The 26,161-nt window shown below is 65.8% G+C and carries 23 protein-coding genes; 14 read left to right on the top strand and 9 right to left on the bottom strand.

Annotated features, from left to right (window positions below):
* The first annotated feature begins 147 nt into the window (after nt 1–147).
* A complete protein-coding gene (locus HNO51_RS07720) occupies nt 148–759 on the top strand; it encodes a superoxide dismutase (protein WP_197450485.1) in 612 nt (203 codons plus the stop codon).
* Nucleotides 760–887: 128 nt separating this feature from the next.
* Here the strand turns inward: HNO51_RS07720 and HNO51_RS07725 are convergent, their stop codons facing one another.
* Together HNO51_RS07725 and HNO51_RS07730 are read right to left on the bottom strand one after the other, a co-directional pair.
* The gene (locus tag HNO51_RS07725; RefSeq protein WP_209538866.1) at nt 888–1,655 is read right to left on the bottom strand and encodes an ABC transporter ATP-binding protein; all 768 of its coding nucleotides are present in this window, start codon (nt 1,653–1,655) and stop codon (nt 888–890) included.
* Nucleotides 1,656–1,675: 20 nt separating this feature from the next.
* Nucleotides 1,676–2,080: a hypothetical protein gene (locus HNO51_RS07730; RefSeq protein WP_197450487.1), complete on the bottom strand. Its 405-nt coding sequence runs from the start codon at nt 2,078–2,080 to the stop codon at nt 1,676–1,678.
* Nucleotides 2,081–2,249: 169 nt separating this feature from the next.
* Between HNO51_RS07730 and fhuB the strand changes: the two genes are divergently transcribed.
* Entirely contained in the window at nt 2,250–4,253 is a 2,004-nt protein-coding gene (gene fhuB / locus HNO51_RS07735; protein WP_209538867.1) for a Fe(3+)-hydroxamate ABC transporter permease FhuB, read from the top strand.
* Nucleotides 4,254–4,286: 33 nt separating this feature from the next.
* On the opposite strand, the gene HNO51_RS07740 is transcribed toward fhuB, so the two are convergent.
* The 3 genes from HNO51_RS07740 to HNO51_RS07750 are packed head-to-tail and all read right to left on the bottom strand — an operon-like array spanning nt 4,287 to nt 6,462.
* Nucleotides 4,287–5,207: an ABC transporter substrate-binding protein gene (locus HNO51_RS07740; RefSeq protein WP_209538868.1), complete on the bottom strand. Its 921-nt coding sequence runs from the start codon at nt 5,205–5,207 to the stop codon at nt 4,287–4,289.
* Nucleotides 5,198–6,154, bottom strand: coding sequence for a sucrase ferredoxin (locus HNO51_RS07745; RefSeq protein ID WP_209538869.1), 957 nt, complete (start codon nt 6,152–6,154; stop codon nt 5,198–5,200). The genes HNO51_RS07740 and HNO51_RS07745 overlap by 10 nt, the downstream gene beginning before the upstream one ends.
* Complete coding sequence (locus tag HNO51_RS07750) at nt 6,151–6,462, bottom strand: hypothetical protein (RefSeq protein ID WP_197450491.1); 312 nt, start codon at nt 6,460–6,462, stop codon at nt 6,151–6,153. Before HNO51_RS07750 ends, HNO51_RS07745 begins: the two co-directional genes overlap by 4 nt.
* 200 nt (nt 6,463–6,662) lie before the next feature.
* Between HNO51_RS07750 and HNO51_RS07755 the strand changes: the two genes are divergently transcribed.
* The gene (locus HNO51_RS07755; protein WP_209538870.1) at nt 6,663–8,849 is read left to right on the top strand and encodes a TonB-dependent siderophore receptor; all 2,187 of its coding nucleotides are present in this window, start codon (nt 6,663–6,665) and stop codon (nt 8,847–8,849) included.
* 134 nt (nt 8,850–8,983) lie between these two features.
* Here HNO51_RS07755 and HNO51_RS07760 read toward each other — a convergent pair whose 3' ends face one another.
* Complete coding sequence (locus HNO51_RS07760) at nt 8,984–12,043, bottom strand: cellulose binding domain-containing protein (RefSeq protein WP_209538871.1); 3,060 nt, start codon at nt 12,041–12,043, stop codon at nt 8,984–8,986.
* 370 nt (nt 12,044–12,413) lie between these two features.
* Here HNO51_RS07760 and HNO51_RS07765 point away from each other — a divergent pair, with 370 nt between their 5' ends.
* Genes HNO51_RS07765 through HNO51_RS07790 form a run of 6 tightly spaced genes read left to right on the top strand, consistent with a single transcriptional unit; the run spans nt 12,414 to nt 17,315 of the window.
* The gene (locus HNO51_RS07765) at nt 12,414–13,181 is read left to right on the top strand and encodes a DUF3450 domain-containing protein (RefSeq protein ID WP_242597222.1); all 768 of its coding nucleotides are present in this window, start codon (nt 12,414–12,416) and stop codon (nt 13,179–13,181) included.
* Nucleotides 13,178–14,554 carry a MotA/TolQ/ExbB proton channel family protein gene (locus HNO51_RS07770; protein WP_209538872.1) on the top strand — a complete coding sequence of 459 codons (1,377 nt, stop codon included), beginning with the start codon at nt 13,178–13,180 and terminating at the stop codon, nt 14,552–14,554. The genes HNO51_RS07765 and HNO51_RS07770 overlap by 4 nt, the downstream gene beginning before the upstream one ends.
* Nucleotides 14,502–15,071, top strand: a complete 570-nt coding sequence (locus tag HNO51_RS07775; protein WP_209538873.1) for a MotA/TolQ/ExbB proton channel family protein — start codon at nt 14,502–14,504, stop codon at nt 15,069–15,071. Before HNO51_RS07770 ends, HNO51_RS07775 begins: the two co-directional genes overlap by 53 nt.
* A complete protein-coding gene (locus tag HNO51_RS07780; RefSeq protein ID WP_197450496.1) occupies nt 15,064–15,471 on the top strand; it encodes an ExbD/TolR family protein in 408 nt (135 codons plus the stop codon). Before HNO51_RS07775 ends, HNO51_RS07780 begins: the two co-directional genes overlap by 8 nt.
* Nucleotides 15,468–16,217: an energy transducer TonB gene (locus HNO51_RS07785; protein WP_209538874.1), complete on the top strand. Its 750-nt coding sequence runs from the start codon at nt 15,468–15,470 to the stop codon at nt 16,215–16,217. Before HNO51_RS07780 ends, HNO51_RS07785 begins: the two co-directional genes overlap by 4 nt.
* A 9-nt stretch (nt 16,218–16,226) precedes the next feature.
* Complete coding sequence (locus HNO51_RS07790; RefSeq protein ID WP_209538875.1) at nt 16,227–17,315, top strand: tetratricopeptide repeat protein; 1,089 nt, start codon at nt 16,227–16,229, stop codon at nt 17,313–17,315.
* Between the two features lie 36 nt (nt 17,316–17,351).
* Here the strand turns inward: HNO51_RS07790 and xthA are convergent, their stop codons facing one another.
* Both xthA and HNO51_RS07800 read right to left on the bottom strand, forming a co-directional pair.
* Nucleotides 17,352–18,182 (bottom strand): exodeoxyribonuclease III, encoded by an 831-nt coding sequence (gene xthA, locus HNO51_RS07795; RefSeq protein ID WP_197450972.1) that lies wholly within the window; start codon nt 18,180–18,182, stop codon nt 17,352–17,354.
* Nucleotides 18,182–18,430: a hypothetical protein gene (locus tag HNO51_RS07800; protein WP_197450499.1), complete on the bottom strand. Its 249-nt coding sequence runs from the start codon at nt 18,428–18,430 to the stop codon at nt 18,182–18,184. Before HNO51_RS07800 ends, xthA begins: the two co-directional genes overlap by 1 nt.
* Nucleotides 18,431–18,574: 144 nt before the next feature.
* On the opposite strand from HNO51_RS07800, the gene rhlB reads away from it, so the two are divergent.
* Both rhlB and dinG read left to right on the top strand, forming a co-directional pair.
* On the top strand, nt 18,575–19,849 hold the full coding sequence (gene rhlB / locus HNO51_RS07805) for an ATP-dependent RNA helicase RhlB (RefSeq protein WP_197450500.1): 1,275 nt from the start codon (nt 18,575–18,577) through the stop codon (nt 19,847–19,849).
* Nucleotides 19,850–20,058: 209 nt separating this feature from the next.
* Nucleotides 20,059–22,194, top strand: a complete 2,136-nt coding sequence (dinG, locus tag HNO51_RS07810) for an ATP-dependent DNA helicase DinG (RefSeq protein ID WP_209538876.1) — start codon at nt 20,059–20,061, stop codon at nt 22,192–22,194.
* A gap of 61 nt (nt 22,195–22,255) precedes the next feature.
* Here dinG and HNO51_RS07815 read toward each other — a convergent pair whose 3' ends face one another.
* Nucleotides 22,256–23,332, bottom strand: a complete 1,077-nt coding sequence (locus HNO51_RS07815) for a 3-deoxy-7-phosphoheptulonate synthase (protein ID WP_197450502.1) — start codon at nt 23,330–23,332, stop codon at nt 22,256–22,258.
* 299 nt (nt 23,333–23,631) lie between these two features.
* Here HNO51_RS07815 and rpoE point away from each other — a divergent pair, with 299 nt between their 5' ends.
* The 3 genes from rpoE (at nt 23,632) to HNO51_RS07830 (ending at nt 26,119) form a co-directional block, all read left to right on the top strand.
* The gene (gene rpoE / locus HNO51_RS07820; protein WP_197450503.1) at nt 23,632–24,237 is read left to right on the top strand and encodes an RNA polymerase sigma factor RpoE; all 606 of its coding nucleotides are present in this window, start codon (nt 23,632–23,634) and stop codon (nt 24,235–24,237) included.
* 179 nt (nt 24,238–24,416) lie between these two features.
* Nucleotides 24,417–25,124 carry a sigma-E factor negative regulatory protein gene (locus HNO51_RS07825; protein ID WP_197450504.1) on the top strand — a complete coding sequence of 236 codons (708 nt, stop codon included), beginning with the start codon at nt 24,417–24,419 and terminating at the stop codon, nt 25,122–25,124.
* Complete coding sequence (locus HNO51_RS07830) at nt 25,124–26,119, top strand: MucB/RseB C-terminal domain-containing protein (protein ID WP_197450505.1); 996 nt, start codon at nt 25,124–25,126, stop codon at nt 26,117–26,119. The genes HNO51_RS07825 and HNO51_RS07830 overlap by 1 nt, the downstream gene beginning before the upstream one ends.
* The last annotated feature ends 42 nt before the right edge of the window (nt 26,120–26,161 follow it).

A 26,161-nucleotide genomic window follows, 5' to 3' on the forward strand; every position in this document is an offset into this window, starting at 1 on the left:
TTCGTTCTTTTAGGCTGCTCATCAGGCTTGGCTATATCAAGCCTATGCAATCGCTATTAGCGTGAATCGTCACTCTTTGCCATGCTTGCTGGATGCAGTCATGGGGATTGTTTCCCCGTTATCCGTTGTTTTCATGGAGGAGCGAACATGCCGCATACATTGCCCGAGCTTCCTTACGCTTACGATGCGCTAGAGCCCCATATCGATGCGATGACCATGGAGATCCATCACTCGCGTCACCACAAGACCTATGTCGACAAGCTCAACGCCGCGCTGGAGGGTACCGGGCTGGAAGACGTTCCCGTGGACGAGCTGATGGCCAGTATCGATCGCGTTCCGCAGGAGAAGCGGCAGGAGGTCATCAACAACGGCGGCGGTCACTCCAACCACGCCAAGTTCTGGCAGATGATGGCTCCCAATGGGGGCGGCCAGCCCCAGGGCAGGGTGGCCCAGGCCATCGATAGCGAACTGGGCGGTTTCGATGCCTTCAAGGAAGCCTTTACCAAGGCCGCTCTGGGCCGCTTCGGCAGCGGCTGGGCGTGGCTGAGCGTCACTCCCGAGAAGAAGCTGGTGGTGGAGAACACCCTCAACCAGGACAGCCCGCACATGCATGGCAACACCCCGGTGCTGGGCCTGGACGTGTGGGAGCACGCCTACTACCTGAAGTACCAGAACAAGCGCCCTGATTACGTGAATGCCTTCTTCAACGTCATCAACTGGGAGGACGTCGAGCGCCGTTACCAGCAAGCGGTCTCCTGACGTCGCCGCGAGGCCTTTGCCCGGACATCGCCGCAGCCCACTGGCTGCGGCGATTTCGTCTGTCAGGGCGCTGCGCCAGCGCGGCGCATTTCGGTGTAGATGGCCGGCAGGGGAGAGACGCGAGTCGCTCAGTGGGCGACGGCGATGCGGTGTTCGCCGCTGGGGTGCGGCATGACGCGCATGGGCAGACCGTAGATGGCTTCCAGCGTGGCTTCGGTCATCATCGTGTCGGGAGCCCCGTGAGCCAGGACCCGGCCGCCGTGGAGCGCGAGCAGTTCGTCGCAGTAGCGCGAGGCCATGTTGATGTCGTGCAGCACGATGACCACCCCGAGCCGCAAGTCGTTGCACAGCTGGCGAATCAGCGCCAGCACCTCCACCTGATGCGCGATGTCCAGTGCGGCCAAGGGTTCGTCAAGCAGCAGGAAGCGGCTCTGCTGGGCCAGCAGCATGGCCAGCCATACGCGCTGCCTTTCGCCGCCCGACAGGGTATCCACCAGGCGGTCGGCGAAGGCTTCGGTGTGGCTGAACTCGATGGCGCGCCGAATGGCGGCCTTGTCCTCGGCGGTATGACGCCCCAACAGGCCGTGCCAGGGATAGCGACCGAAGCCGATCAGCTCGCGACCGATCAGGTTCTCGGCGCTGGGGAGATGCTGGGGCAGATAGGCGACCCGGCGGGCGAATTCGCGCTGGCCCCATGCGCTCAGTGGGCGGCCGTCGAGGCGGATCTCCCCTTGACTCGCCGGCTGCTGTTGAGCGAGCAGCTTGATCAATGTCGACTTGCCCGACCCGTTATGTCCGATCAGGCCGTAAATCTTGCCTTCCTCGAAGCGATATTCGACGGGCTCGAGCAGGCGCTTGCCGTTGACCTCGAAGGTGGTGCCGTTGACTTCGAACATGCGGGTTCCCTTGTGAGTGCCTACCAGCCCAGCCAACTGAGCAGCCGCTTACGAGGTGAGGTGGCGCGGCTGCTCGAGGCTCGGTCACGCTTTCCCGACAGCTGCAGCATGGCCTCCTGCAGAGGCGCCATGATCGCATCGAGATGATGCTGGCAAAGCCGTCGGTTGAGGGCGCCGGGACACTGGGCCATGAGCAGGCCGCAGTGGTAGGTGGCAGTGTTCAGTGATGCTTCGACGTGCTTGAAGGGCGACGCTTCCCAGCGGCAGCGCTGCAGCTCGCGGCAGAGCAGCCGGAGCGTATGTGCATCCAGCCAGCAGGGGGTCTCGTCGCCGGCGGGGGAGCGAGCCACCGCTTGGCGTATTGCCTGAAAGGAAACATGCAGGAAGACGCAGGTGTAGTAGAGCCGGGAGCGTTGCGATGGCATAGGATCGCCCTCATCGCACTAATGAGATTGATTTGCATTTTGGATGCGAAGCGGGCTCCTGTCAAACTCGCTCTACTTTGAATGAGAATAGGTCGTAACACGGTTCTATTGATAATCGTTTTCAGCTAGGATGCCGCTGCAACTCGCGAAGACGATCAGGAGCCAAGGCATGCCAGGGGGAGTGCGGACATTCGAGCAGGTGAAGGGTGGGCTCTCGCCGTTGCGTGCCTGCTTGTTGCTGAGCCTGCCCCTGGTATTGCTGCTCGGGAACGGGCTGTTGGATCAGGGCGGTATCGTATTGGGGCTGAAAGCACTGGTCGCCCCTTCGTTACAGGAGTCTCGTGAGCTGCTGCTGCACTACGCTTGGTGGCCGCGGCTCACGGTGGCGCTGCTGGCCGGCGGCGGGCTGGCATTGGCCGGGGTCCTGATGCAGCAGGTTCTGCGCAACCCGCTGGCATCGCCCACGACCCTGGGAGTGGCCTCGGGCGCCAACCTGGCGCTGCTGGCGGCGACCCTGCTGGCACCGGGACTGCTGGCGCTGGGGCGTGAATGGGTGGCCTTGGCCGGCGGTGGGCTGGCGATGGCCCTGGTGTTCCTGCTCGCCTGGCGCCGGGGGCTGGCGCCCGTGGTGGTGGTGTTGGCGGGGCTGGTGGTCAACCTCTACCTGGGGGCGCTGGCGACGGCGCTGTTGCTGTTCAATCACGAGCTATTGTCGGGACTCTTGATCTGGGGGGCCGGATCGCTGGCGCAGAACGGCTGGAGCGGAGTCGCCACGCTGTGGCCGCAGCTCACCGTCGGTAGCGTGGCGGCCATATGCCTGTTGCGTCCGTTGGCGGTGCTGGAGCTGGACGATGCCAGTGCCAAGAGCCTTGGCGTTTCGCTCAAGGCGCTGCGTCTTGCCGGCCTGGGGCTGGCCGTCTTTTTGACCGGTAGCGTGGTGAGCGTGGTGGGCATCATAGGCTTCATCGGCCTGGCGGCGCCCAACATCGTGCGGTTGGCCGGAGCGCGTCGCCTCGGCCAGCGCCTGCTGTGGGGGACGTTGCTGGGAGCCGTGCTGCTGGCGACGACCGATCTGCTCTTGCAGCAGTTCAGCGGGGTGCTGCCGACGCTGGTACCCACCGGGGCCGTGACCGGGGCCCTGGGGGCGCCGCTTCTCATGTGGCTGATACCACGCTTGAAGCTGCAGGCCAACCGAGCGCCTCAGCCCGCCGCCGTGTTGGCCAACCGGCATCCCGCACCTGAGCGGCTGGCCGTGCGCCTGGCCACCGCTTTGCTGCTGGCGATCGGGCTGGGGCTGCTGCTGGGACAGGGCGCCGATGGCTGGTATGGGTTGGCACCCCATGACTGGAGTGTGATGCAGTGGCGCGTGCCGCGGGTCACGGCGGCGGCGGCCAGTGGCCTGATGCTGGCCATTGCGGGCACGTTGCTGCAGCGGCTTTCCGCCAACCCGATGGCAAGCCCCGAGGTGCTGGGAATCAGCGGTGGCTGCGCCATCGCGCTGATGCTGGGGATCTTCCTCATACCCGCGCCCACCAGCGGGATGCTGGTCGCAGTGGGAACTCTGGGGGCATTCGCCTCGCTGCTGGTCCTGGTGGCGTTCAATCGCCGCAGCGGCTTCGTGCCCGAGCGCCTGCTGCTGTGCGGGGTGGCGATCGGCGCACTGTTCGATGCAGTGCGAAGCGTGATGCTGGCGGGGGGCGATCCGCGCGGCCAGCAGATGATGGCCTGGCTGGCGGGTTCCACCTATTACGTCGACCTCGGCAGCGCCCTGGTAGTGGGAACGATGGCGGCGCTGCTGGCGCTCTGTACGCTGCCGCTGTCGCGCTGGCTGGACATCCTGCCGCTGGGAGCGCCCACCGCACTGGCGCTGGGGATTTCATTGAATCGCGCTCGCCTGGGGCTGCTGCTGCTGGTGGCCCTGTTGACGGCCTGTGCCACCTTGATGGTCGGGCCGCTCTCCTTCGTTGGGCTGCTGGCACCGCACATGGCCCGGTTGCTGGGGCTGTCCCGGGCGCGCCACCATCTGCTGGGGGCGGCACTGGTGGGCATGTTGCTGATGGTACTGGCCGACTGGGTGGGGCGTCAGGCCATCTTTCCCTATGAGATCCCTGCCGGCCTGGTCGCCTCGCTGATCGGTGGCGCCTACTTCATGTGGGGCCTGAGGAGTTTGTAAGCCACCGGACCCGGCGCGGAAGCCATGCCGGTATCAGGGTTGCCGATCCAGTCGGCTGCGATCACGCCTGTGCTCACCCAACGCCGTAACGAGCAGCTCGGCGAAGCGCTGCGCCGAGGGCAGGGCGCCGAAGCTCCAGACCGGCGGCAGGGTAATCAGGCTCTCCTCGCGAACACTGGGGTGGTACTGCCAGAGGGCGCTGTCGGCGAGCTTTTCCTCGACGCCGGTCGGGTAGGGTTCCACTACCACCAGGCGGGCTTCCAGGCCAACGAGTGCCTCCAGCCCGACCAGCGAAAAGCCCCAGTAATTGGTCTCGCCTTGCCAGGCATTCTCCAGGCCCAGGCGGTCCATCACGGCCTGGAAGAGGCCATGCTCCCCGAAGACCCGAACATGGCGTTCGTCCATGAACTGGATGACCAGCAGCGGTGACGTTTCTTCCGGCAGTGCTCGACGCAGTGACTCGAAGCGTGCCTCGGTGGCGGCGATCAGCGCTTCGGCTTCCTCCTGGCGCCCATGCGCCATGCCGAGTTCACGGGTCAGGCTGAGGATCTGGCTCCAGGTGTCCCCCTGCGGCGTGTAGATCTCCCGGATATCGACCGCTCCGATCTGCTCCAGGCGGGGTGCCAGGTGGCCGAACATGGGGGAAATGAGGATATGCGCCGGATCGAGTTGTGCGAGCAACTCGACGTTGGGCTGTGAGCGAAGCCCGATATCCGCCACATTTGTCGGCAGCCGGGGTTCGCCGACCCAGTTGTGATAGTCGCCAACCTGGGCGACCGCATCGGGTGGGTGGTCCAGGGCGACCAGGGTCTCGGCCAGCGTCCAGTCGAGAGTGGCCAGGCCACCATCGGCGCTGGCCATGGCCGGGGTCGTGGCCAACCACAGCCAGCCGAGCATCCGGGCCAGGCGCGGGGTTCGTGTCGGGTGTCGAAAACTGAAAAGCGTCACGAACATGACGTGACTCGAGCGGCGCGGCCTTCGGCGACCTCGACCTGTGTGGCCACCCAGACCTGGCTCGCCGCCGGCGGCCCCACGGCCAGGTCGGCACAGGTATCGTAGCGCCGGAGCATCCTGGGTTCGCAGCGCACCGCGAGCCGCCCCTCGTCGCCTGCGCTACGCCAGCGCACTTGCAGCCAATCCTGGCGCGGTTCGTGCCCTTTGCTCGAGGGGGCCACCGTCACGTCCGCATGAATGCCACACGAGGCCAGCCACTCCAGTGCCGCGACCTGGGCGCACTGCTGCACCGGGCTGAGCCGGGAGTCGCCGCGATAGCAGGGCAGGTAGGGGCGGTCTGCCATTTCGGCTTCTAGCAGCGGCAACACGTCTTCGGTAGCGATGCGGCCATACTTGCGCAGCGCGGGAAAGGCCACGGCGCTGGCTGCGAGCCGACAGCCGCCCAGGTGGGTGCTCTCCCACACTTCGAAGGGCAGGGCGCGCTTCGCTACCGCTGCCTCCAGTGCCTTGTAGGCGGCATAGCCGAACTTGGCGCAGCACTTGTCCTTCTTGCCGTGGGTGCAGCACAGCAGCAGCGACCCTTGGGGCGGGCCCATTTCCCAGCGCGTGAGGGGTTCGCCCCGCTGCAGTGCGTCCAGAACAGCCGGCAGTTCGGCGCGTGGCATCTCGTAGCGGCGATTCTCCGGCATCAGATAGAGCCGGTGATGCTCCCCGGGCTGGTCGCGGCGATGAATCAGGTTGACCCGCCGCCCCGCCTCGGCGATGGCCTCGAGCTGAGCCGCTACGTCATCGGGCATATCGCTGGCCCGGCGCAGGCTGCGCCGCCATTTCGACCGCGGCCAACTGAGCAACAGGTTGCGCTCGGCGTGGGCAGCACTGCCCGCCAGCGGGTCGCCCATGGCGAGGCTCTCCCGGGCGCAGAAGTGCTGGGTGGCTCTGGTACTCATGCGGGTAGCTCCTCATTGAGTCTGCCAAGAGCAGCGGCACTGCCCAGGGCCGGGATGCAGACCGGCCGACCGGTGTTCGGGGCGCGTATGACGTCGGCGTCGAGATCGAATACCTGCTTCAGGTTGGCCGCGGTGAAGACCGCTTCAGGCGGGCCGCTGTGCTCGATGCTGCCGTTGGGGCCCAGTAGCGCCGTGAGACGGCTCTCGGCGACGCGGAAGTCCACGTCCTCGAGAACGCGACGATCCCCGTAGCCGGCCGTGATGTCTTCGCCTTCAAGGCTTGTGAGCACAGTAGGTGTGGGAGCCATCGATACCAACCGTTAAAATCTGGTGCCAAGTATAAGCGTTTCTCATTATCGATGCGACGCGTATAGAGTGGATGACCCTCCTGTCGGCTACCGGCTTGCCTCGCCCAACCCCTGCCGAAGGCAATTAAGATTTTGCTTGCTAAAATTTAATCTAATTCATTATCATTCGCTATACACTATCATACTGAGGCCTGTCCCACATGTTACGCCCCGTCCCCCTCTCAGCTGATTTCGATCCACTTGCCAAGGCTGTTCGGAAGGCTTTAGGGCTAGCTACCGTCAGTGTCATGATGGTGGTATCTCCATCGCTGCTGGCACAGGAAGCTGGGCAGACCGCCGCTTCTGCCAATGAGCTTGAGACGATCACCGTTGAGGCCGAGGCGCTTTCTCTTGTCACGGAGGGCTCCGACAGCTATCGCGTTCCGCGCACTAGTACCGCTACGCGCCTCGACCTAACGCCTCGCGAGACCCCGCAGTCGGTGTCCACCGTGACTCGGGCGCAAATGGACGATTTCCAGCTCGATACCGTCAATGACGTGCTCGAGAGTACCCCGGGCGTGACGGTTGAGCGGCTCGAGACGGATCGCACCTATTACACCGCTCGCGGGTTCGAGGTGTCGAATTTTCAGGTCGATGGCCTTCGGGTGCCGATGCCTTACAACAACGTTCACGGCGACATAGACACCGTTGTCTATGATCGTGTCGAAGTGGTGCGCGGTGCGACGGGGCTGATGTCTGGCTCGGGCAACCCCGGCGCGACCATTAATTTCATCCGTAAGCGACCCACGGATCTGCCTCATGCCAGCGTCACTGCCAGCGTGGGCTCATGGGAGCATCGGCGTCTAGACGTGGACGTGGCAGGGCCGCTCGACGGCGAGGGAAAGGTGAGAGGGCGCCTTGTGGCCTCGGGGCTACAGACCGATTCCTATCTGGATCGCTTGAGCCGCGAGCGCGGGCTGCTGTATGGCGTGTTGGAAGCGGATGTCAGCGACACCACCCAGTTGACCGTGGGGCACACCTGGCAGCAGAACGATACCGACGGCAACATGTGGGGTTCACTGCCGCTGTATGATTCGGCCGGCAATCCAACCAACTACGATGTTTCCACTTCATCAGCACCCGACTGGTCCTATTGGGATGTGGAAACGCGGCGCAGCTTTCTGGAGCTGGCTCAAGAACTCGGAGAGAACTGGACACTCAAGGGCACTGTGACGCACCTGGACATGCTCTCGGATACCCAGTTGCTCTACATTTATGGTATGCCGGATGCCGCGACTGGCCGAGTCGATGCCAGTCAGCTCACCATCAGTAAATATGACCGGCATCTGGAGCAGTGGATAGCCGACTTGCACGCTAAAGGCGACATCGAACTGCTTGGGCGGACTCATCAGTTGGTGCTGGGCAGTGACTGGAGCCAGAGTCGTAACCAGCAGAGTTCTTTGTACGATGCAGCATCCCAAGGCTTGCCTCCGCTGAACGAGTGGAATGGCAGTTACCCTCAGCCCAGCTTTGGCGAACCGTCGTTTGGTAACGATGCGACTGTCAAAGAGAGAAGTTTCTACAGTGCGGCCAAGCTGGACCTTGCCGATCGCTGGACGGGTGTCGTGGGGGCGCGTCTGAGCTGGCTGGATACCGTTGGCGAACAATATGGCAGCTCACAGGATACGACTTACAACAGCGTTCTGACGCCCTATGCCGGTCTGATCTTCGATGTCACCGATCAGGCGTCGGTCTACGCTAGCCATACCGAAATCTTCCAACCACAGACCGAGATCGACCGCAACGGCGACTATCTCGAACCCATCGACGGGGTGGCACAGGAAATTGGTATCAAGGCCGATCTGTTCAACGGTGGGGCCGATGCTTCCCTGGCGCTGTTCCGCATCGAGCAAAACAACGTGGCCCAGCCGGCTGGTACCTTGCCCGATGGCACATCGATCTACATGGGTGGAGACGGAATCACCAGCGAGGGTGTCGAAGTGACACTGGCAGGCGAACTCGCCGAGGGTTGGCAGGCCAGCGTCGGCTATACCTATCTGGAGATCGAGGATGCCGAAGGAGAGGCGACAAATACCTACATTCCTCGCAATATGCTGCGTGCGATGACTAGCTATCGTCTGCCGTTCATGCCACAGCTCAAGGTTGGGGCCAGGGTGCGCTGGCAGGACGAAATCCATCGCGAGCGTGATTATCTCCCTGGCGAGACGCGGCAGGACGCCTATACCCTGGTCGATCTGATGGCCAGCTACGACATCAGCGAAAGCCTAACTGCTTCCTTGAACGTCAACAACGTGACCGACGAGGAGTACCTGACGAGCCTCAAGTGGGATCAGGCTTTCTCCGGTGCGCCACGCAGTGTGATGGCTAACCTGACTTGGCGATACTGATTCGAGACTAGCTGAAGCTTCAAGGCTCATCCCGCTGCGTGGGGTGGGTCTTCTGCGTTAGGAACCTTCCGAGCAAAGGAAACGGGCAAATACGCCCGGCACATGGCCGGGCGTGGTCACGACAGCAGCCCTGACTAGAGCAGGAAATCCTCGGTGCGCAGGCCGTCGACGCCCAGCACGTTGATCTGCAGGTCGACGACGCCGTCGCCGTTGACGTCGCCCTGTACCAATCCGCCTTCGTTGCGCAGCTCGCCTGCCGTGCCGCTGAAGGCGGCGTTGCCGACCCAGGCAAACGCCTGCTCGCCTTCGCTGGCCAGATCCGCATCGATGCCCGAGAGGTCGATCAGGTCGCCTTCACCGCGGTCGAAGTCGACGATGATATCGCTGTCGAAGGGCGTGGACTCGTAGGTCGAGAGGTAGACGAAGCGATCGCCCCCCTCGCCGCCGGTCAGGCTGTCGGCACCCAGGCCACCGTAGAGGGTATCGCTGGCCGCCGTGCCCAGAAGGACGTCGTCGCTTTCGCCGCCGATGAGGCCATCGTCCTCCACGGTGGGTATGCCAACCAGCTCGCCTTCGGCGTTGAGGTTTTCGGGCAGGGCCTGGCTGTCATCGCGCACCTTGTAGGAGACGCGCCATGTCTCGCCGGGATCCAGCACCGTGCCGCCATTGAGAGCGTTCACCACATAGCCTTCCTCAGTGGCCGTATATTCTCCGTTCCACATGTCGGTAATGGTCCCGGGGAGGCGGAAGCTCACCAACGGCTGCTCGATGACGACGTCCGAGATGTTGGTGACCAGCACCTCGCTCATGTAGCCGCCCGACCAGGTCTTGGTGACTTGGCTGGTGAGCACCAGGAAATCCGCCGCGGTGGGGGCAGGGGCGAGTGCGTCGAGCAGCACGGGATCTGCCGCCTCGCCGGCAACCAGGTCCTCTGGGTGGAGGGTCAGGCCGGTACCGTTCAGGGTCAGCGAGGTCGGCGCCTCGCTGACCGGCGCATAGGCCTTGAAGGAGAAGCGCATGACACCGTCCGCCTTGAGCGTATCACTGCCATCGTAGGCGATCCGGTACGTATCGCCGTCACGCGCTAGCAGGGTGGCGCCGTAGAAGGTGGTGATCTCCGCGGGTAGCGTGAAGGAGATCTCGGGGCTGGCGACATCGCTGGCCGAGTGGTTGGCGATCTCCACGCGCATCACATAGCCGCTGGTCCAGCGGCTGACCACACTCAGTCCCACTTCCATGTCGCTGGCAGTGATAGTGGGTGCGGTTACCGTCTCATCGGCAATTTCCGCCCCCGACTCGAGGACGTCCGAAATCGGAGATGACACGGCGATGTCGCTCATGTCTTCTTCCGCCCCGGCGAGGATCTCCTCCGGCGTAGGAGCGCTCGGTACCTCTCCCTGGGAGAGGGTGCGGGTGGCGACATCGAGCATGATGCCATCGGCGAACAGCACCCTTTCGATGCCGACCAGCGTATCGGTGTCTTCGCTGCCACCCGCCATGTGAATGCTGCCGTCGTCGTCGAAGCGAACGGTATAGGCGTCGTGGTTCTGCTCCATGTGGGCGGTGTCGATACCGGCGCCGCCGTCGAGAACATCGTTGCCCCGGCCGCCACGCAGGATGTCGTTTCCGGCGCCGCCGATCAGCGTATCGTGACCCAGGGCGCCGTCGAGATAGACGCCGTTGTCGGTTCCCTGGATGGTGTCGTCACGGCGCGAGCCGATCACATAGTCGAACGTGATCTGGTTGGCACCGGCCTCGGTGATGGCACCGAACGTCTCGCCGCCGTCGTTGTACCACACGACGGGCGAGAGCCCGTCGGAATCGGCGTCGCGGAGGGAGCGCTCGACATGCACGCTATTGCCATGGTCCTGGCCGCCGTGGAAATTGATGTCGCGATCCGTGGACGTTACGTGAATGTCGTTGCCCACCGAGGAGCGCCACGAGGCGAACAGCACGCTATGACGCATGCCCGAGTCCTCGAGGTTGCTCAGGGTGCCATCGTAGCTCTCGCGCAGCTCGAAGGCATAGCCATTGCCCCCGCTGCCCTTGTTGAAGGCGCCGTGCGCACCGAGCGAGTCGGCATGCAGGTCGAGGGAGAGGGCGAACTCGAAGGCGGTAGAGGGGCCATTGACCACTTCGATGTCGCTGAGGTGGGCAGCCACCGTACCGTTCAACTTGATCGCCTGGTAGCCGGCCAGATCCGGGAGTGTGTTGCTGAACGATGCCTTGTCGGGCGTACCCAGCTCGTATCCCAGCGTGAAGCCCCGCAGGGTCACGTTCTCCAGCGCATCGTAACGCTGTATCTTGGCCGCGCCGCCGTCGAAATCGAAGTGGACGCCTCGGTCGAGCATCACCGTGCCGCCGTCCACCGAGACCACCTTGGCCATGCTGGTGCGCAACGGAGCATTCAGTTTCTGCCAGGAGGTATCGCCGATCTCGGCGAAGTACTCTTCCGTGTTGTCCTGCCAGATGCGTACGGTATCGCCGGCCTGCAAGCCATGGTCGGTCTTGAGCGACAGAGTGTCGTCGCCCAACGCGGCATTCTGCTGGAGATAGCCGGCAAACTGAGTCGCCTTGCTCTCCACCAGGAAGGCATGCGAGTCGCCCGCGGCGAGGGCTTCGTCGGTGAAGGTGATGCGCGTCTCGCCGCGCCCGGCTCCCACGATGCTGATGTCGGAGCGAGAGATGGCGATCATGGCATCGAAGCGATAGTCACCGGCCGCCAGATGCAGTGTGGCCCCCTCCGGGGCGTCGTCGATCAGTGCCTGCAACTCAGCGGCAGTGGTATCGGGGCCGACGATGGCCTGGCCGTTGTCGTCGAACAGGCTGGCGACCGACTGGGTCTCGACGGTCTCGGCGAGCAGCAGCGTCTGCGCTTCGGGTGAGAATTCGGGAGTGGTGCCATTGACCGTCAGTTCGAAGGGCATCCGTCCGCTTTCGGTCAGTACCTTGAACTTGAAGCGCACCGTCTCGCCCGGGGCGATGTCGTTGTCGGTGTCGTCGTCGACGATGGTATAGCGATCGCCGCTGTGTGCCTCGACCACGCCATCCCAGATATCGGTGATGGTGCCGTCCAGTGTGAATTCGACCCGATAGTCGACGATCGATTGGGTTCCCTGGTTGGAGAGGAAAATCTCCATCACGAAGCCGCCATTCCATTGGCTGCTGAGAGAGGCATCGATGAAGGGACGCATGGAGCTACCGCCTGAAGAATGAAAAGCAGGCCGCCGGGGGCGGGCAGGTTGTCGGCTGCGGCAGAAACAGTGCCCATACGGGCGCCGGGGGGGGCGCGTCGCATGGTCGGGCAGTCAGTTGCCCACTGTCGTCCCTGGGGTCGTTCTAACGGGCAGGACGAGGGTACTGTAGCGTTTCGTTTCGTTTCGCTTAATGAAGAAAAGCGTACCTTTCATTACGCAATTCCTAAGCCGGTTTGGCCGTAACAGAGGGCCGAATGGGCCGAGGGAGCCGGGGTGAGTGGATTGATAACAATTATCATTAGTGGCATCATCGGACACCGCCCAACCATGGCGACCATTCGCCGTTACACGTCTGGGGAGTTAGCCAGTGAGATCGTTTCGTCAACCCTGCCTTCTGTGTTTGCTCTGGCTGGGTCTTGTCACCGCAGCCAGCGCCGACCCCGCTGTTCGCGAAGAGGCCAGGCAGGCCCAGCGCAGCCAGGCCGAGTTGCAGGCGCGTATCGACGCCGCCGATGACGCATCGCGGGCCATGCTCGAGGAGCTGCGCGAGCTGGAGCGCGCCGAACGGCGGCTGGCACGCGAGAACGCCGAACTCGCCCCGCGGATCGAGCGCCAGGCGGAGTCCCTGCGCCGGCGTGAGCAGGCTCTGGATACCCTGGAGGAGACCCGCGACGCCTTGCCGGCACTCCAGGCTCGGATGGTCGATCGGCTCGAGCGGTGGATCGAGAGCGATATGCCCTTCCTGCGCGAGGAGCGCCTGGCACGCGTCGCCAGCCTGCGTTCACGGATCGGTGAGCTGTCCGCCGCCGAGCGCTGGGAGCGGATCGTCGAAGCCTGGCGCGCCGAGCTGGAGTACGGTCGCGAGGTCGATGCCTGGCGCGGTTACCTCGGCGATGGGGAGTCGCGTCGCGAGGTGGACTACCTGCGCCTGGGTCGCGTGGGCTTCTACTATCTGACGCCGGACGGCCGCGCCGGACGAGCCTGGCAGGCCGATGCGGGCAGCTGGGCGGCGCTGGACGAGACACAGCGGCGCGAAGTTCGCAACGGGCTACGCATCGCGCGCGACCGCCGCGCACCGGAACTGCTCAGCGTGCCGCTGTCGCAGCCGCTCGAGTCAGTGGAGGACGACACATGACAGTGACACGTGTTGCCGCGGGCCTGCTGGCAGCGCTCTGGCTGAGCACTGGCCTGACTCAGGTGCAAGCCCAAACGGAACCGCTCGAAAGCCTGCGTGCCGAGCGCGAAGCCGCCGAGGGCCGTGACCGCGCGCGCCTGGCCGAGCTGGTCGAGGATCGCGAGGCGCTCGAGGCGGCCCTGGAAGAGGCGCGCGCCTCGCATGCCGAGGCCGAGGCGCGTCACGCAAAACTGCAGCAGAGGGCACGCGAGCTGGATGAACGAGCCGAAGCCATCGAGGCGCGCCAGAACGAGCAGGGCGACGAACTCGAGGCGATCCTGGCGTCGCTGAAGCGGCATAGCGGCGAGCTGCGCGACGGTCTGGCGGACAGCTGGCTGCTCGTCGGCGGTGCCGAGTTGCCGCCCCGCCTCGATGATGCCGAGGTGCTCGAACTCGAGCATCTCGAAGCCTTCGCCGACAGCCTGGTCGGACTGACCGTCGACACCGGCCGCGTGATCCGCTTCGAAGCCCCGGTAGCGGATGCCGGTGGGGAAGTTGCCCCCCGTGAAGTCGTGCGTCTGGGCGATTTCGCCGCCTTCACCGACAGCCACCTGCTACGCCGGGGTGCCGATGGCGAGGGGCTGTCCGTGGTCGAGCGCACGCCGCCCGAAGTGGTCGACGGCCTCGCGGCCTTCCATGCCGGTGAGTCGCGGGAGCTGACACTGGACCCGACCCGTGGTGAGGTGATGGCGGCCCTGGCGCAGCGTCCCAGCCTGCCCGAGCGTTTCCACCAGGGCGGTGCCGTGGGCTACGTGGTGGTCGGCCTGGGCGCCATCGGCCTGCTGGTGGCGCTGCTGCAGTATGCCTACCTGCTCAAGGTGACCCTGGCCATGCGTCGCCAGCTGCGCGATCTCGACGCCCTGCGCGAGGACAACCCGCTCGGCCGCGTGCTGCTGCGCTTCGGGGCGCTGAGGGACGACCCGGTGCCGGAAGCGCTGGAGGCCCGCCTCGACGAAGCGGTGCTGGCCGAGCTACCGCGCCTCGAGCGCGGCCAGCCGATCGTCAAGCTGCTGGCCGCCGTGGCGCCGCTGCTGGGGCTGCTGGGCACCGTCACCGGAATGATCGTGACCTTCCAGGCGATCACCGTATTCGGCACCGGCGATCCGCAGCTGATGGCCGGCGGCATCAGTCAGGCGCTGGTGACGACCGTGCTGGGCCTGATCACCGCCGTGCCGCTGCTGTTCGCGCATACGGCGCTGGCGGGTCGCAGCCGTCGCCTGGCGGGGCTGGTGGAGGGACAGGCCAGCGCCGCCCTGGCCGAGCAGCTCGAGCAGCGCCCGCATGGGCCCGACAGCATCACCGGGAGTGCTCGCCGTGATCCCGCTCTGGCTTGAGCCGCTGCAGCGCCTGGTCGAGGCGGGCGGCTCGGTCCTGGTGGTGATCGCGCTGGTCGCCATGCTGCTGTTCAGCCTGGCGCTGGAGCGGGTGTGGTATTTCCGCATCACCTACCGCCACGCGCGGCGTGCCCTGATCGCTCGCTGGGCGGCGCGCCAGGATCACTTGAGCTGGAGCGCGCTCACGCTGCGCGAAGCCTGGGCGCGGGAGCTGATCGGGCGGCTGCGCCGGCCGCTGCCGTGGCTCAGGCTGCTGGTGGCGCTGTGCCCGCTGCTGGGGCTGCTGGGCACGGTGACCGGCATGATCGCCGTGTTCGACAGCCTGGCGATGACCGATACCAGCCAGGCCCGCGCCATGGCCGATGGCGTAGCCCGGGCTACCCTGCCGACCCTGACCAGCATGGCGGTGGCGGTGGTGGGGCTGTTGTTCACCAGCCGCCTCGAGCAGATCATTCGTCGCGAGGACCAGCGGCTGCACGACCGCCTGGCCCGTGCCGTGGAGGATACCGATGCGTAGACGCCGCCTTGGCGCCGATGACGGCGAGGCCAGCGAAGTCAACCTGACGCCGATGCTGGACGTCGTCTTCATCATGCTGATCTTCTTCATCGTCACCACCAGCTTCATCAAGGAGAGCGGGGTGGAGATCGAGCGACCCGAATCCAGCGCCGCTTCCCCGCGGCCCGATGCCCAGGTGATGGTTGCCATCACGCCCGAGGGGGCGGTGTGGGTCGACGGTCGCGCGGTGGATCTGCATCGCGTTGGTGGCGAGGTGGCCGGGCTGGTCAGCGACGACGGCTCGGTGGTGATCCAGGCCGACCGCGACTCGACGACCGGCCTGCTGATCGAAGTGATGGATCGCATCCGCGAGGCCGGCGTGGAGCAGGTGGCGGTGGCCGCGAGCCGGAGCCGGTCGTGACGCGCATTCCTTTTTCCTCGCTGGGCGGGGTGGCTCTCGCCCTGCTGCTGTTCTGGCTGCTGGCCCTGCTGGTGGCGCCGCCCGAGGAGGAGTTCGACGTCATCGACGAGAGTCTGACGATGAGCATGATCGAGGCGCCCGAGGTCGTGGAAGAGGAGGTGGCGGAACCCAGCGCCGAACCGCCGCCTCCCCAGGCCGAAGCGACCCCGCCGCCTCGGCCGGAGCCGCTGCCCCCGCTGGAGAGCGAGATCGCCATGCCCGAGCCGGAGCTGCCGCCGGAGACGGTAGAGCCGCTCGAGCTCGACACCAGCCTGCCCGAACTCAGTGAGGTCCGGCCGGAGCCGCCGCCGCAGCCCGCTCCGGAGCCCCGGCCCGAACCCGAGCCGGAACCAGCGCCCGAGCCGAGCCCGTCACCGGCGGCGCCGAGCGCCACGCCGGAGTCGGCAGCCGAACAGGCGGCTCCCGCCGAGCAGGGGCCGGTGGATGTCGGCCAGATCGCCCCGACCAATCGCGTACCGCCGGAGTACCCCCTGCGTGCACAGCGGCGCGGCCTGGAAGGGCACGTGGAGCTGCAGTTCCTGATTCGTCCCGACGGCAGCGTCGATCGCTCATCCATCCGTGTGGTCGAGTCGCAGCCACGAAACGTCTTCGATTCGGCCGCCGAGCAGGCCGTGGCGCGCTGGCAGTTCGAGCCGGCCAGCGGCGTGCGGCGTGCGCGGCAGCGCCTCGAATTTCAGTTGAGGTGAGCCATGGCGATGCGTGCCTTACGAAATCTCCTGGTTTGTGGTCTCGTCATTGGTGCGGGGCTGTTGGTCGCGCCGATAGCAGCGGCCCAGGCGCCGGCGCTCTCCGGCGATATCATCGCCGACCTGGAGCGGCTCCAGCAGGCGCTACGGCAAGGCGAACACGAGCGGGTGGCCGAGCGTGCTCGTGCCCAGGCGCAGCGCTTCGAAGGTGGCAATGCCGCCGACCGCTGGGCCGGCGCCCTGTATCGTCAACTGGCCGCGGGTGCCGCGGCCGGAGTAGGGCAGCACGAAGCAGCCGCCGAGCAACTGCGCCAGGCGCGACGCACCCAGGAGGCACCGCAGGCGCAGCGTGACCGCTGGCTGCAGGAAGAGGCCCGGCTGCGCTTGGCGGCCGGCCAGACGGAAGAGGCAGTAACGCTGTGGCTCGACTGGCATCAGCGACATGACGGCAGCCCCGACGACCGTTGGCGCCTGGCGCGTGCCTTGGCGGAGCTCGAGCGCTGGGAGGAAGCGGCGTCGTGGGTCGAGCGCGCCCTGGCCGCCGACCCGACCCCGGGCGAGCGCCGCCAGGCGCTGGCGGCTACCGTGTTCCAGCGTGCCGGGCGCGGCGAGCAGGCGCTGGAAAGCCTGGAAACTTCGCTGAACGCGCAGGCCGAGCCCGCCGCATGGCGCCGGGCGGCGGCATTGGCCCAGGGGCTGGGCGACGCGCAACGGGCCGCGGCGATCTGGGAGGCCGGCTGGCGGTTCGGGGTGCTGGCAGGGGAGGACGATCTACGCCAGCGCATCGAGCTGCACCTGGCCGCCGGCACGCCCGCCCGGGCCGCGGAATACCTGCAGGTGGCGCTGGAGGATGGGGCACTGCCCGACACCCAGGACAATCGGCGTCTGTTGGCTCGCGCCTGGGAAGCGGCCCGCGATCGCGAGCGCGCGCTCGAGGCCTGGCACGTGCTGGCGCGGCGCAGTGGAGAAGGCCAGGACTGGCGGCGCCTGGGCCTGCTGGCGCACGCCTGGGGGCGGCCCGAGCTGGCCCGGCAGGCCATGCAGCAGGCGCAGCGTCGTGGAGAAGAGATTGACCCGCGCTGGCTCTCGACCCGCTAGGGAGAAGCTTCCCTTGCGGGGCGAGATATCAGGACTTCAGATGTCGAAGTCGGTCCACACCGGGGCGTGATCCGAAGGCCGTTCCATGCCGCGCAGGTCGTAGTCGATGCCCGCGTCGCGCACCTGCTTGGCCAGGGGATCGGTGACCAGGATGTAGTCGATGCGCAGCCCGCGCCGGGGTTCGCGTTCGAAACCGCGGGAGCGGTAGTCGAACCAGCTGAAGCGGTCATCCGCCTGGGGGTGGCGCACGCGATAGCTGTCGGTAAGCCCCCACGCCTTGAGCGTGCCGAGCCACTCCCGTTCGATGGGCTGGAAGCTGGTCTTGCCTTCGCGCAGCCAGCGCTTGCGGTTGTCCTCGCCGATGCCGATGTCGATGTCCTCGGGGGAAATGTTGAAATCCCCCATCACCGCCAGCCGCTCGTCGGGGCGGTGCCGTTCGCGCAGCAGTTGGATCAACTGGGCGTAGAACTCGCGCTTGTTGGGAAACTTGGTCGGGTGGGCGACGTTCTCGCCCTGGGGAAAGTAGCCGTTCCACACGGTCAGCGTCTCGCCATCGGCGGTGCGCAGCCGGGCCCCGATCAGGCGGCGCTGGGACTCCTCGCCGTCGCCGGGCAGGCCGAAGAAGACCTCCTCCGGGCCGCTGGGGCAGAGCGCCTTGTGACACATCAGCGCGACGCCGTAGTGACCCTTCTGGCCGTGAAAGTGAACGTGGTAGCCCATGGCCTCGACCGCCTCGCGGGGAAACTCGTCGTCGTGGACCTTGGTTTCCTGCAGCCCGATCACCAGCGGCTGGTGGGTGGCGATCAGCGCCTCGAGCTGGTGCATGCGGGCGCGCAGCCCATTGATGTTGAACGAGACCAGGCGTATCACTCGTCACGCTCCTCGCTGGATGTCGATGTACTTTCGGGATGGATGGCGATGCTGGCGCCCTGTTCCTGGCGGGCCAGCTTGCGCGCTGCCTGCAGCTTGCGCTGCTGGCGCTTCTTCTGGGTGAAGCGGCGCGACGAGGTTACCTGGTCAGGGTTCTCGTGGCGCCACTTCTTGTAGTCCTTGCGCTTGCCGGTGCGGATGGTCACCTTGTCGGCCAGCGAGCGAGTCTTCTTGCGGCGTGTCATCGGGCCTGGCTCCAATGGGTGTCTTGTGGCAGCAAAGCGCCATTCTACCAGTCCAATGCAAGAGGCGCGCCCTCGACGCCATAGGCTGGTACAATATGCGGCTGTACAAAGTTCATCCATTGCTACGGACAAGACATACAGCCTATGAGCGAGTCGGAACAGACCACAGCCCCGGCCGAGAACCGCAAGCCCAAGCGTCGTCGTCGCAAGCCGCGCCGCCGCCAGTCGAACTGGGATCTGCGCCAGTTTCAGGTGCCTGCCGTGGCGGGCAAGTGGCGCTTTCACGACTTCGATCTGCCCCTGCCGCTGATGCGTGCCATTCATGCGCTGGGTTTCGAGTACTGCACGCCGATCCAGGCCGAGGCGCTGACCCACACCCTGCTGGGTGGTGACGTGGTCGGCAAGGCCCAGACCGGCACCGGCAAGACCGCCGCCTTCCTGATCTCGATCCTGGCCTACTTCCTCGAGGAGGAGGTGCCGGACGGGCAGAAGCCCGGTGCCCCGCGCGCGCTGATCGTCGCCCCGACCCGAGAGCTGGCGCTGCAGATCGAGAAGGACGCCAAGGCCCTGGCGCGCTTCACCGAGCTCAATGTGGCCAGCGTCGTCGGTGGCATGGACTACCAGAAGCAGCGCGAACACCTGGGCAAGAAGCTCGACATTCTGGTGGCCACGCCCGGGCGCCTGCTCGACTTCCACGAGAAGCGCGACGTCGACCTGACCCAGGTCGAGATCCTGGTGCTCGACGAGGCCGATCGCATGCTGTCGATGGGCTTCATCCCCGACGTCAAGCGCATCATTCGCCATACCCCGAAGAAGGAGGAGCGCCAGACCTTCCTGTTCTCGGCCACCTTTTCCCAGGACATCCTCAACCTGGCCAGCCAGTGGACGCATCAGCCGGCCCACGTCGAGATCGAGGTCACGGTCGACAACAAGGCCAACATCGATCAGCGCGTCTACATGGTCAGCGATGACGACAAGCCGAAGCTGCTGATCAACCTGCTCAAGCAGGAGAGCTTCGACCGGGTGATGGTGTTCGGCAACCGCCGCGACCTGGTGCGCAAGCTCGAAGGTCTGCTCAAGAAGGCCGACGTGAACGTGGCGATGCTCTCCGGCGACGTGCCGCAGAACCAGCGCATCAAGACCCTGGAGCGTTTCCGCGAGGGTGAGGTGCAGGTGCTGGTGGCCACCGACGTGGCCGGCCGTGGCATCCATATCGAGGATGTCAGCCACGTGATCAACTACACCCTGCCCGAGGATCCGGAGGACTACGTTCACCGTATCGGCCGTACCGGCCGTGCCGGGGCCACCGGGGTGTCGATCAGCTTCGTTGGCGAGGAGGACGCCTTCTCGCTGCCCGAGATCGAGCGCTATATCCAGGACAAGCTGCCCTGCGAGCATCCGCCCGAGGGGCTGCTTTAAACCATCGTGTTTCGCTGAGTTGAGCGCTGATGTGCTTGCCTGGCCAGTACCGCCGTGGCGGGGAGGCCGTCGACAAGGTCTTCGAGGAGGCGCTGTGAACCCATCCCTGGGCGCTACTTTTGCCATCCATGGCAAAAGACCTCCTGTTCGACCTGTCCCCGGCCTCGCACATGCCGGGCAAGTCCCTTCGGCCTCGAAAGGGAGCGCTCATGCTGGATGACGTCCTCAAGGGCGAGATACAGGGCGCCTACCGCCGCGTGCTGGAGGCCCAGGGGCTGACGCCACGCTACGGCCAGCGGCTGATGATCGCCGAGATCGCCCGCACGCTCAGCGCCATCGAGGCCGACGATGCCGGCCGGCGGCTCTCCGACGAGCACGTCTGCGTGCTCGAGGCGGGCACCGGCACCGGCAAGACTCTGGCCTACCTGCTGGCGGCGCTGCCGGTGGCCAAGGCCAGGGGCAAGCGCCTGGTGGTGGCCACCGCCACCATCGCCTTGCAGGAGCAGGTGCTGCTGCAGGACCTGCCCACCCTCAAGGCCCATAGCGGCCTCGACTTCGACTACGCCCTGGCCAAGGGGCGCGGACGCTACGTCTGCCTGACCCGCCTGGAGCAGGCGCTGGATGGCGTCGAGGACAACCCCACCCTGTCGCTGTTCGAGCAGAGCCTGGCCCAGGGCGCCGGCGATCATTTCCAGGCGCTGGTGCAGGAAATGGCCGACGCCTACGGCAGCGGCCGCTGGGAAGGGGATCGCGAGAGCTGGCCGGAAGCCATCGAAGACCCCGACTGGCGGCGCCTGACCATCGATCACCGCCAGTGCACCAACCGCCGCTGCGGCCATTTCGGCGCCTGTGCCTTCTTTCGTGCCCGGCGTGACCTGGAAAGCGCCGACATCATCGTCGCCAACCACGACCTGGTGCTGGCCGACCTGTCGCTGGGTGGCGGCGTAGTGCTGCCGCCCCCCGGCGACTGCATCTACGTCTTCGACGAGGGCCACCATCTGCCGGACAAGGCGTTGAATCACTTTGCCCACCGGGTGGGTATCAACGGCACCCTGCGCTGGCTGGGCAACCTGAAGAAGTCGCTGACCGAGCTCCACCAGGCGCTGGCGATACAGCCGACCCTGGCGCGGCTGCTGGCCGGCCTGCCGGAGGCCATCGCCGCGCTGGAGCCGCGCCTGGGCGAGGCCTTTTCACTCGGCCACCAGCTGGCCGGACGCCAGCATGGGCTGGAAGAGGGCGAGGAGAGTCACCAGTACCGCTTCGAGATGGGGCGCGTTCCCGAGGCCCTGCGTCAGCATGCGGGCAACCTGCTGGTGGGCTTCGCCGAGCTTTCGCGCACGCTCGAAACCATGAGCGACATCCTGCGCGAGAGCCTCGATCCCGACAAGCACACCGGGCTGCCGCGTGAGCAGGCCGAAGCGTGGCTGCCGCTGCTGGCGCTGTTGCATGGCCGTGCGCTGGAGGCGCATGGGCTGTGGGAGGCCTACGCTGAAACCGACATGGAAGGCGAGGCGCCGAGAGCGCGCTGGCTGACGCTGGAGCGTTTCGGCAGCGATCCCGAACTGGTCTTCTCGGCGAGCCCCGTGTCGGCGGCACCGACCCTGGCCAGGAGCCTGTGGGGCAGCTGCTTCGGTGCCGTGGTGACCTCGGCCACGCTCACGGCGCTTGGTCGCTTCGAGCGCCTGCAGGAACGCGCCGGGCTGGCCAATCGCTACCGCTACCAGCGCCTGCCGAGCCCCTTCGACTACTCCCGCGCGGTGCTCAGCGTGCCGCGCGAGGCCGTGGACCCCGGCGACCGCGACGCCCACGAGCGGGCCATCGTCGATTTCGTCAGCGGGCTCGGCGAGAAGGAGGCGGTGCTGATGTTGTTCTCGTCGCGGGCGCAGCTGCGTGCGGTGGAAAAGGTGCTGCCGGCGAAGTGGCGCGAGCGGGTGCTGGCCCAGGACCGGCTGCCCAAGCGCGAGCTGATCGAACGCCATCGGGCGAGGGTGGATGCCGGGAAGGGCAGCGTGATCTTCGGCCTGGCCAGCTTTGCCGAGGGCATCGACCTGCCCGGCGACTACCTGACCCACGTGGTGATCACCCGGCTGCCGTTCGCCGTGCCCGACGATCCGGTGGGGGCGACCCTGGCCGAGTGGATCGAGAGCCGGGGCGGCAACCCCTTCATGCGCATCAGCGTGCCCGATGCCTCGATCAAGCTGGTGCAGGCCTGCGGCCGACTGATTCGCAAGGAGGCCGATCAGGGGCGCATCACGTTGCTCGACCGTCGCGTGCTGACCCGGCGCTATGGCCAGGCATTGCTCGATGCGCTGCCGCCGTTCATGAGAGAGATCGATGGCGTCTAGATGTACTGCGCTGCCAGCAAAAGGCCCGCATGTGCGGGCCTCTGATGGAGCGCAGTCGACGTTAGCTTCGGCGTCGTTCGGCCAGTACCGGGGTGAGCTTCCGGGCCATGCGGGTCAGGGTCTCCTCGGTGGTGGCCCAGTCGATGCAGGCGTCGGTAATGGAGACGCCGTACTGCATCTGGCTATGATCGTCGAGGATCTTCTGGCTGCCCCAGCCGAGGTTGGATTCGACCATCAGCCCCATGATGGAGGTATTGCCCTCGAGGATCTGGTTGGTGACGTTCTCCAGCACCAGCGGTTGCAGCGCCGGATCCTTGTTGGAATTGGCGTGGGAGCAGTCGATCATGATGTTGGGCTTGATCTCGGCCTTCTTCAGCTCCTGCTCGGCCAGTGCCACGCTGACGCTGTCGTAGTTGGGCTTGCCGTTGCCGCCGCGCAGCACCACGTGGGCGTAGGCGTTGCCGCGGGTGCGGATGATCGCCACCTGCCCGCTCTGGTTGATGCCGAGGAAATTGTGCGGGTGCGACACCGACTGCAGCGCGTTGATCGCCACGTCGAGGCTGCCGTCGGTACCGTTCTTGAAACCCACCGGGCTGGAGAGGCCGGAAGACATCTCGCGGTGGGTCTGGGATTCGGTGGTGCGGGCGCCGATCGCCGACCAGCTGATGCAGTCCTGCAGGTACTGCGGCGAGATCGGGTCCAGGGCCTCGGTGGCCAGCGGCAGGCCGAGCTCGGAGAGTTCGACCAGCAGCTTGCGGGCAATGTGCAGACCCTCCTCGATCTCGAACGAGCCGTTGAGATGCGGGTCGTTGATCAGCCCCTTCCAGCCGACCGTGGTGCGGGGCTTCTCGAAGTAGACGCGCATCACGATATAGAGGCTGTCCTTCACCTCGTCGGCCAGGCGACGCAGGCGGCGCGCATAGTCCAGGGCGGCATCGACGTCGTGGATCGAGCAGGGGCCGATCACCACCAGCAGGCGCGGGTCGCTGCCGTCGAGAATGTTCTGGATGGTCCGGCGGCCCTCGATCACCGTTCTCTCGGCGACGTCGCCGAGGGGGATTTCGTTCTTGAGGGCTTCGGGGGTGATCAGTACGTCCTGGGACAGGACGTTGAGGTTGCTGACCTGCTGATCTGACATGTTGCTACCTGTGTCGTGGTGCGTTGATGGCAAGAGGATGAACTACTATACACCCGCCGAGGAAGAAATCCGCAATCGCAACGGAACCCGGCGGCCCCCTGGTTGTCACAGCGCCGGCGGCATGGCGGCCGGCTTGATGCGCGGCCAAGAAACAGGAACACTTGTCGAAACGGGCGATGACGTCCAGGGACTTACAGCGGCCAACGGGCTCCAGGTTGATACCATGCATGCAGACTACCTAACGACGAATTCGTCGCTCATCCCGCTTCGGGGTTCCTCCCCTGCCTGGGGGAGCGTGAATGGGTAACCGGGAAACCGATCAACAGCTCGTTGAGCGTGCACAAAAAGGCGATACGCGAGCCTTCGACCTGCTGGTCAAGAAGTACCAGCACAAGATCATCGGGTTGATCGGACGCTATATCCAGGACCACGCCGAGGTGCAGGACGTGGCCCAGGAGGCCTTCATCAAGGCCTACCGGGCGCTTGGCAAGTTTCGCGCCGAGAGCGCCTTCTATACCTGGATGTACCGCATCGCCATCAACACGGCGAAGAACCATCTGGTGTCGAAGGGGCGGCGGCCGCCCGGCAGCGATCTCGACATCGTCGACGCCGAGATCCTCGACCATACCGGACGCCTGTCGGACATCGAGACGCCGGAGTCGTCGCTGGCCCGGGACCAGCTCGAAACGGCCGTGTTCGAGGCGATCGAGAACCTGCCCGACGATCTGCGCACGGCGATCACCCTGCGTGAACTCGACGGGCTCTCGTATGAGGATATTGCCAATATCATGCAGTGCCCGGTGGGCACGGTGCGGTCGCGAATCTTTCGTGCCCGCGAGGCAGTGGACCAGCACATCCAGCCGCTGGTGACCACATCGCGTACGCGGGAATCGATCACGGAATGAAGTTTTCGATACTGTTTTTGCTTCGACGCTGAACTGTCTCGCGTCGATGACGTCTGAAGCATTGACTGCTGTATGACAGCGGCAACATGGGCTGTCGGCATTCCGGTTGGGTGCGGTCGGGAATGCCGGGAATCATTGATAGCAAGGCAGGGTGCCTTGTCGATGTGGGGGTGTGAGGAATGAGTCAGAATGCACGGGAATCGCTTTCTGCCCTGATGGACAGCGAAGGTGATGATCTCGAGCTGCGCCGAGTGCTGAAGACGCTCGAGAGCGAGCCGGATGCGGCGGAGGCATGGCGGCGCTATCACCTGATGCGCAGCCTGCTGCGGCGGGATCATGACATCGATGTCAGCACGGACCTGTCGGCCGGAATCATGGCCAGGCTGGAAGCCGAACCGGCGCCCACCATGGAGACGCCGCGCATCGCACCGCGCCGCTCCTACCCCCTTGCCCGCAGTGCGGGAATTGCCGCCGCCGTCACGCTGATGGTGATCAGCGGGGTGCAGTTCTACCAAGGCAGCGATTTCACCACGAGCGGTGGCGATGCCCAACTGGCGGGCAGCGAGGCACGCTCCGCTGCCACCCAGGCGCCGCGCAACCTTGCCGCCCAGGCGGGAAGCGGCGGCCAGGCGACCCCCGTGGGCATGCCGTTCTTCTCTCCGGCGGCCTCGGGCGGGCAGTCCGGCCTGATGCCGGTGGGAGCCAGCTTCGATTCCCCTCTGTTCATGACGCCCAATCCCCGCCAGTCGCAGCGCACCGACCAGGAGCAGGCGCGCCTGCTGCAGTCCTATCTCGATCGCCACGCCGAAGGCGCGACCTATCGCAGCGGCGATGTGTGGATGCCTCTGCTGCGCGGCTCGGGTAACGAGACACTGGGGCAGCGCTGATGGCAGGCAGGCGTATCGCAAGGCGCCTGGCTCTCCTCAGCAGCGCTGCGCTTCTGACCCATCTGTCGCCTGTCGTTGCCGAAGCCCCGGCAGGGCAGGCCGACGCCGGGCGGTTCGACTGCCGTCAGTTGGCCGACTGGGAGCCGCCCGAGACGCCGCTGGAGTGGTTCGAGCGCAGCCTATGGGCCAACCATTGCCTCGTGTTCCAGGCACGCGCCGTGCGCATCGGTATCGATGGGGTGCGTACCCTGGCACTCTCGCGAGACATCCAGGACGGGGTCGAGCGAGAAGTGGCGCGTTTTCTCGACGGACCGCCGGTGTTCTTCGAACGCAGCGGCCACATCAGCCGCATGAACTGGTCAAGCGCCGATGAGAGTGCGCCGGCTTCCCCGGCGGGTATCGCGCGCCATGTGGACCAGTACTACCGGCTCTCCCTGGGCAATGACGAACGCATCGCCAACCGTGGTGCCGTACGCCTGGACATCGAGCCGCTCGACGGGATGCGCTTCGGCCAGCGTCTGTGGCTCGACGCCCAGACGTCGCTACCGCTGAAGCGCGAACTCATCGACGACCGTGGGCGAGTCGTCGAGACATTCCAGTTTACCGAACTACAGTCGCCACGCTTGCACGAGGGCGGGGTGATACTGGAAGACTACCGCGAGCCACCTCGGCAGTCCTGGTTTCCCACCTGGCTGCCCGACGGCTTCGTCGACCAGCCGATCGGCAGCGAGGCGGAGCCGCAGGATCGAGAGCGGCCGGTGGGACATCGCATCTACAGCGATGGCCTCTCGACGCTCAGCCTGTTCGTCGAACCGATCGAGGAAGGGCACGAGCGGCTCATCCCCGGGCTGCATCGCCTGGGGATCTCACTCGCCGTGGTGCGCCACGTGGTGGCTGACGAGCGGCCCCACCAGGTCGTCGTCATGGGCGAGCTGCCCCCACGGGTACTCGTGCAGGTGGCGGAGAATCTGGCCTGGCGCGAGTCGCCGGAGTGATTGCCCCCGTCACGTGCAATTCGTCGTGAATCCTTGGCCACC

The organism is Billgrantia sulfidoxydans (assembly GCF_017868775.1).
GTDB classification, from domain to species: domain Bacteria; phylum Pseudomonadota; class Gammaproteobacteria; order Pseudomonadales; family Halomonadaceae; genus Halomonas; species Halomonas sulfidoxydans.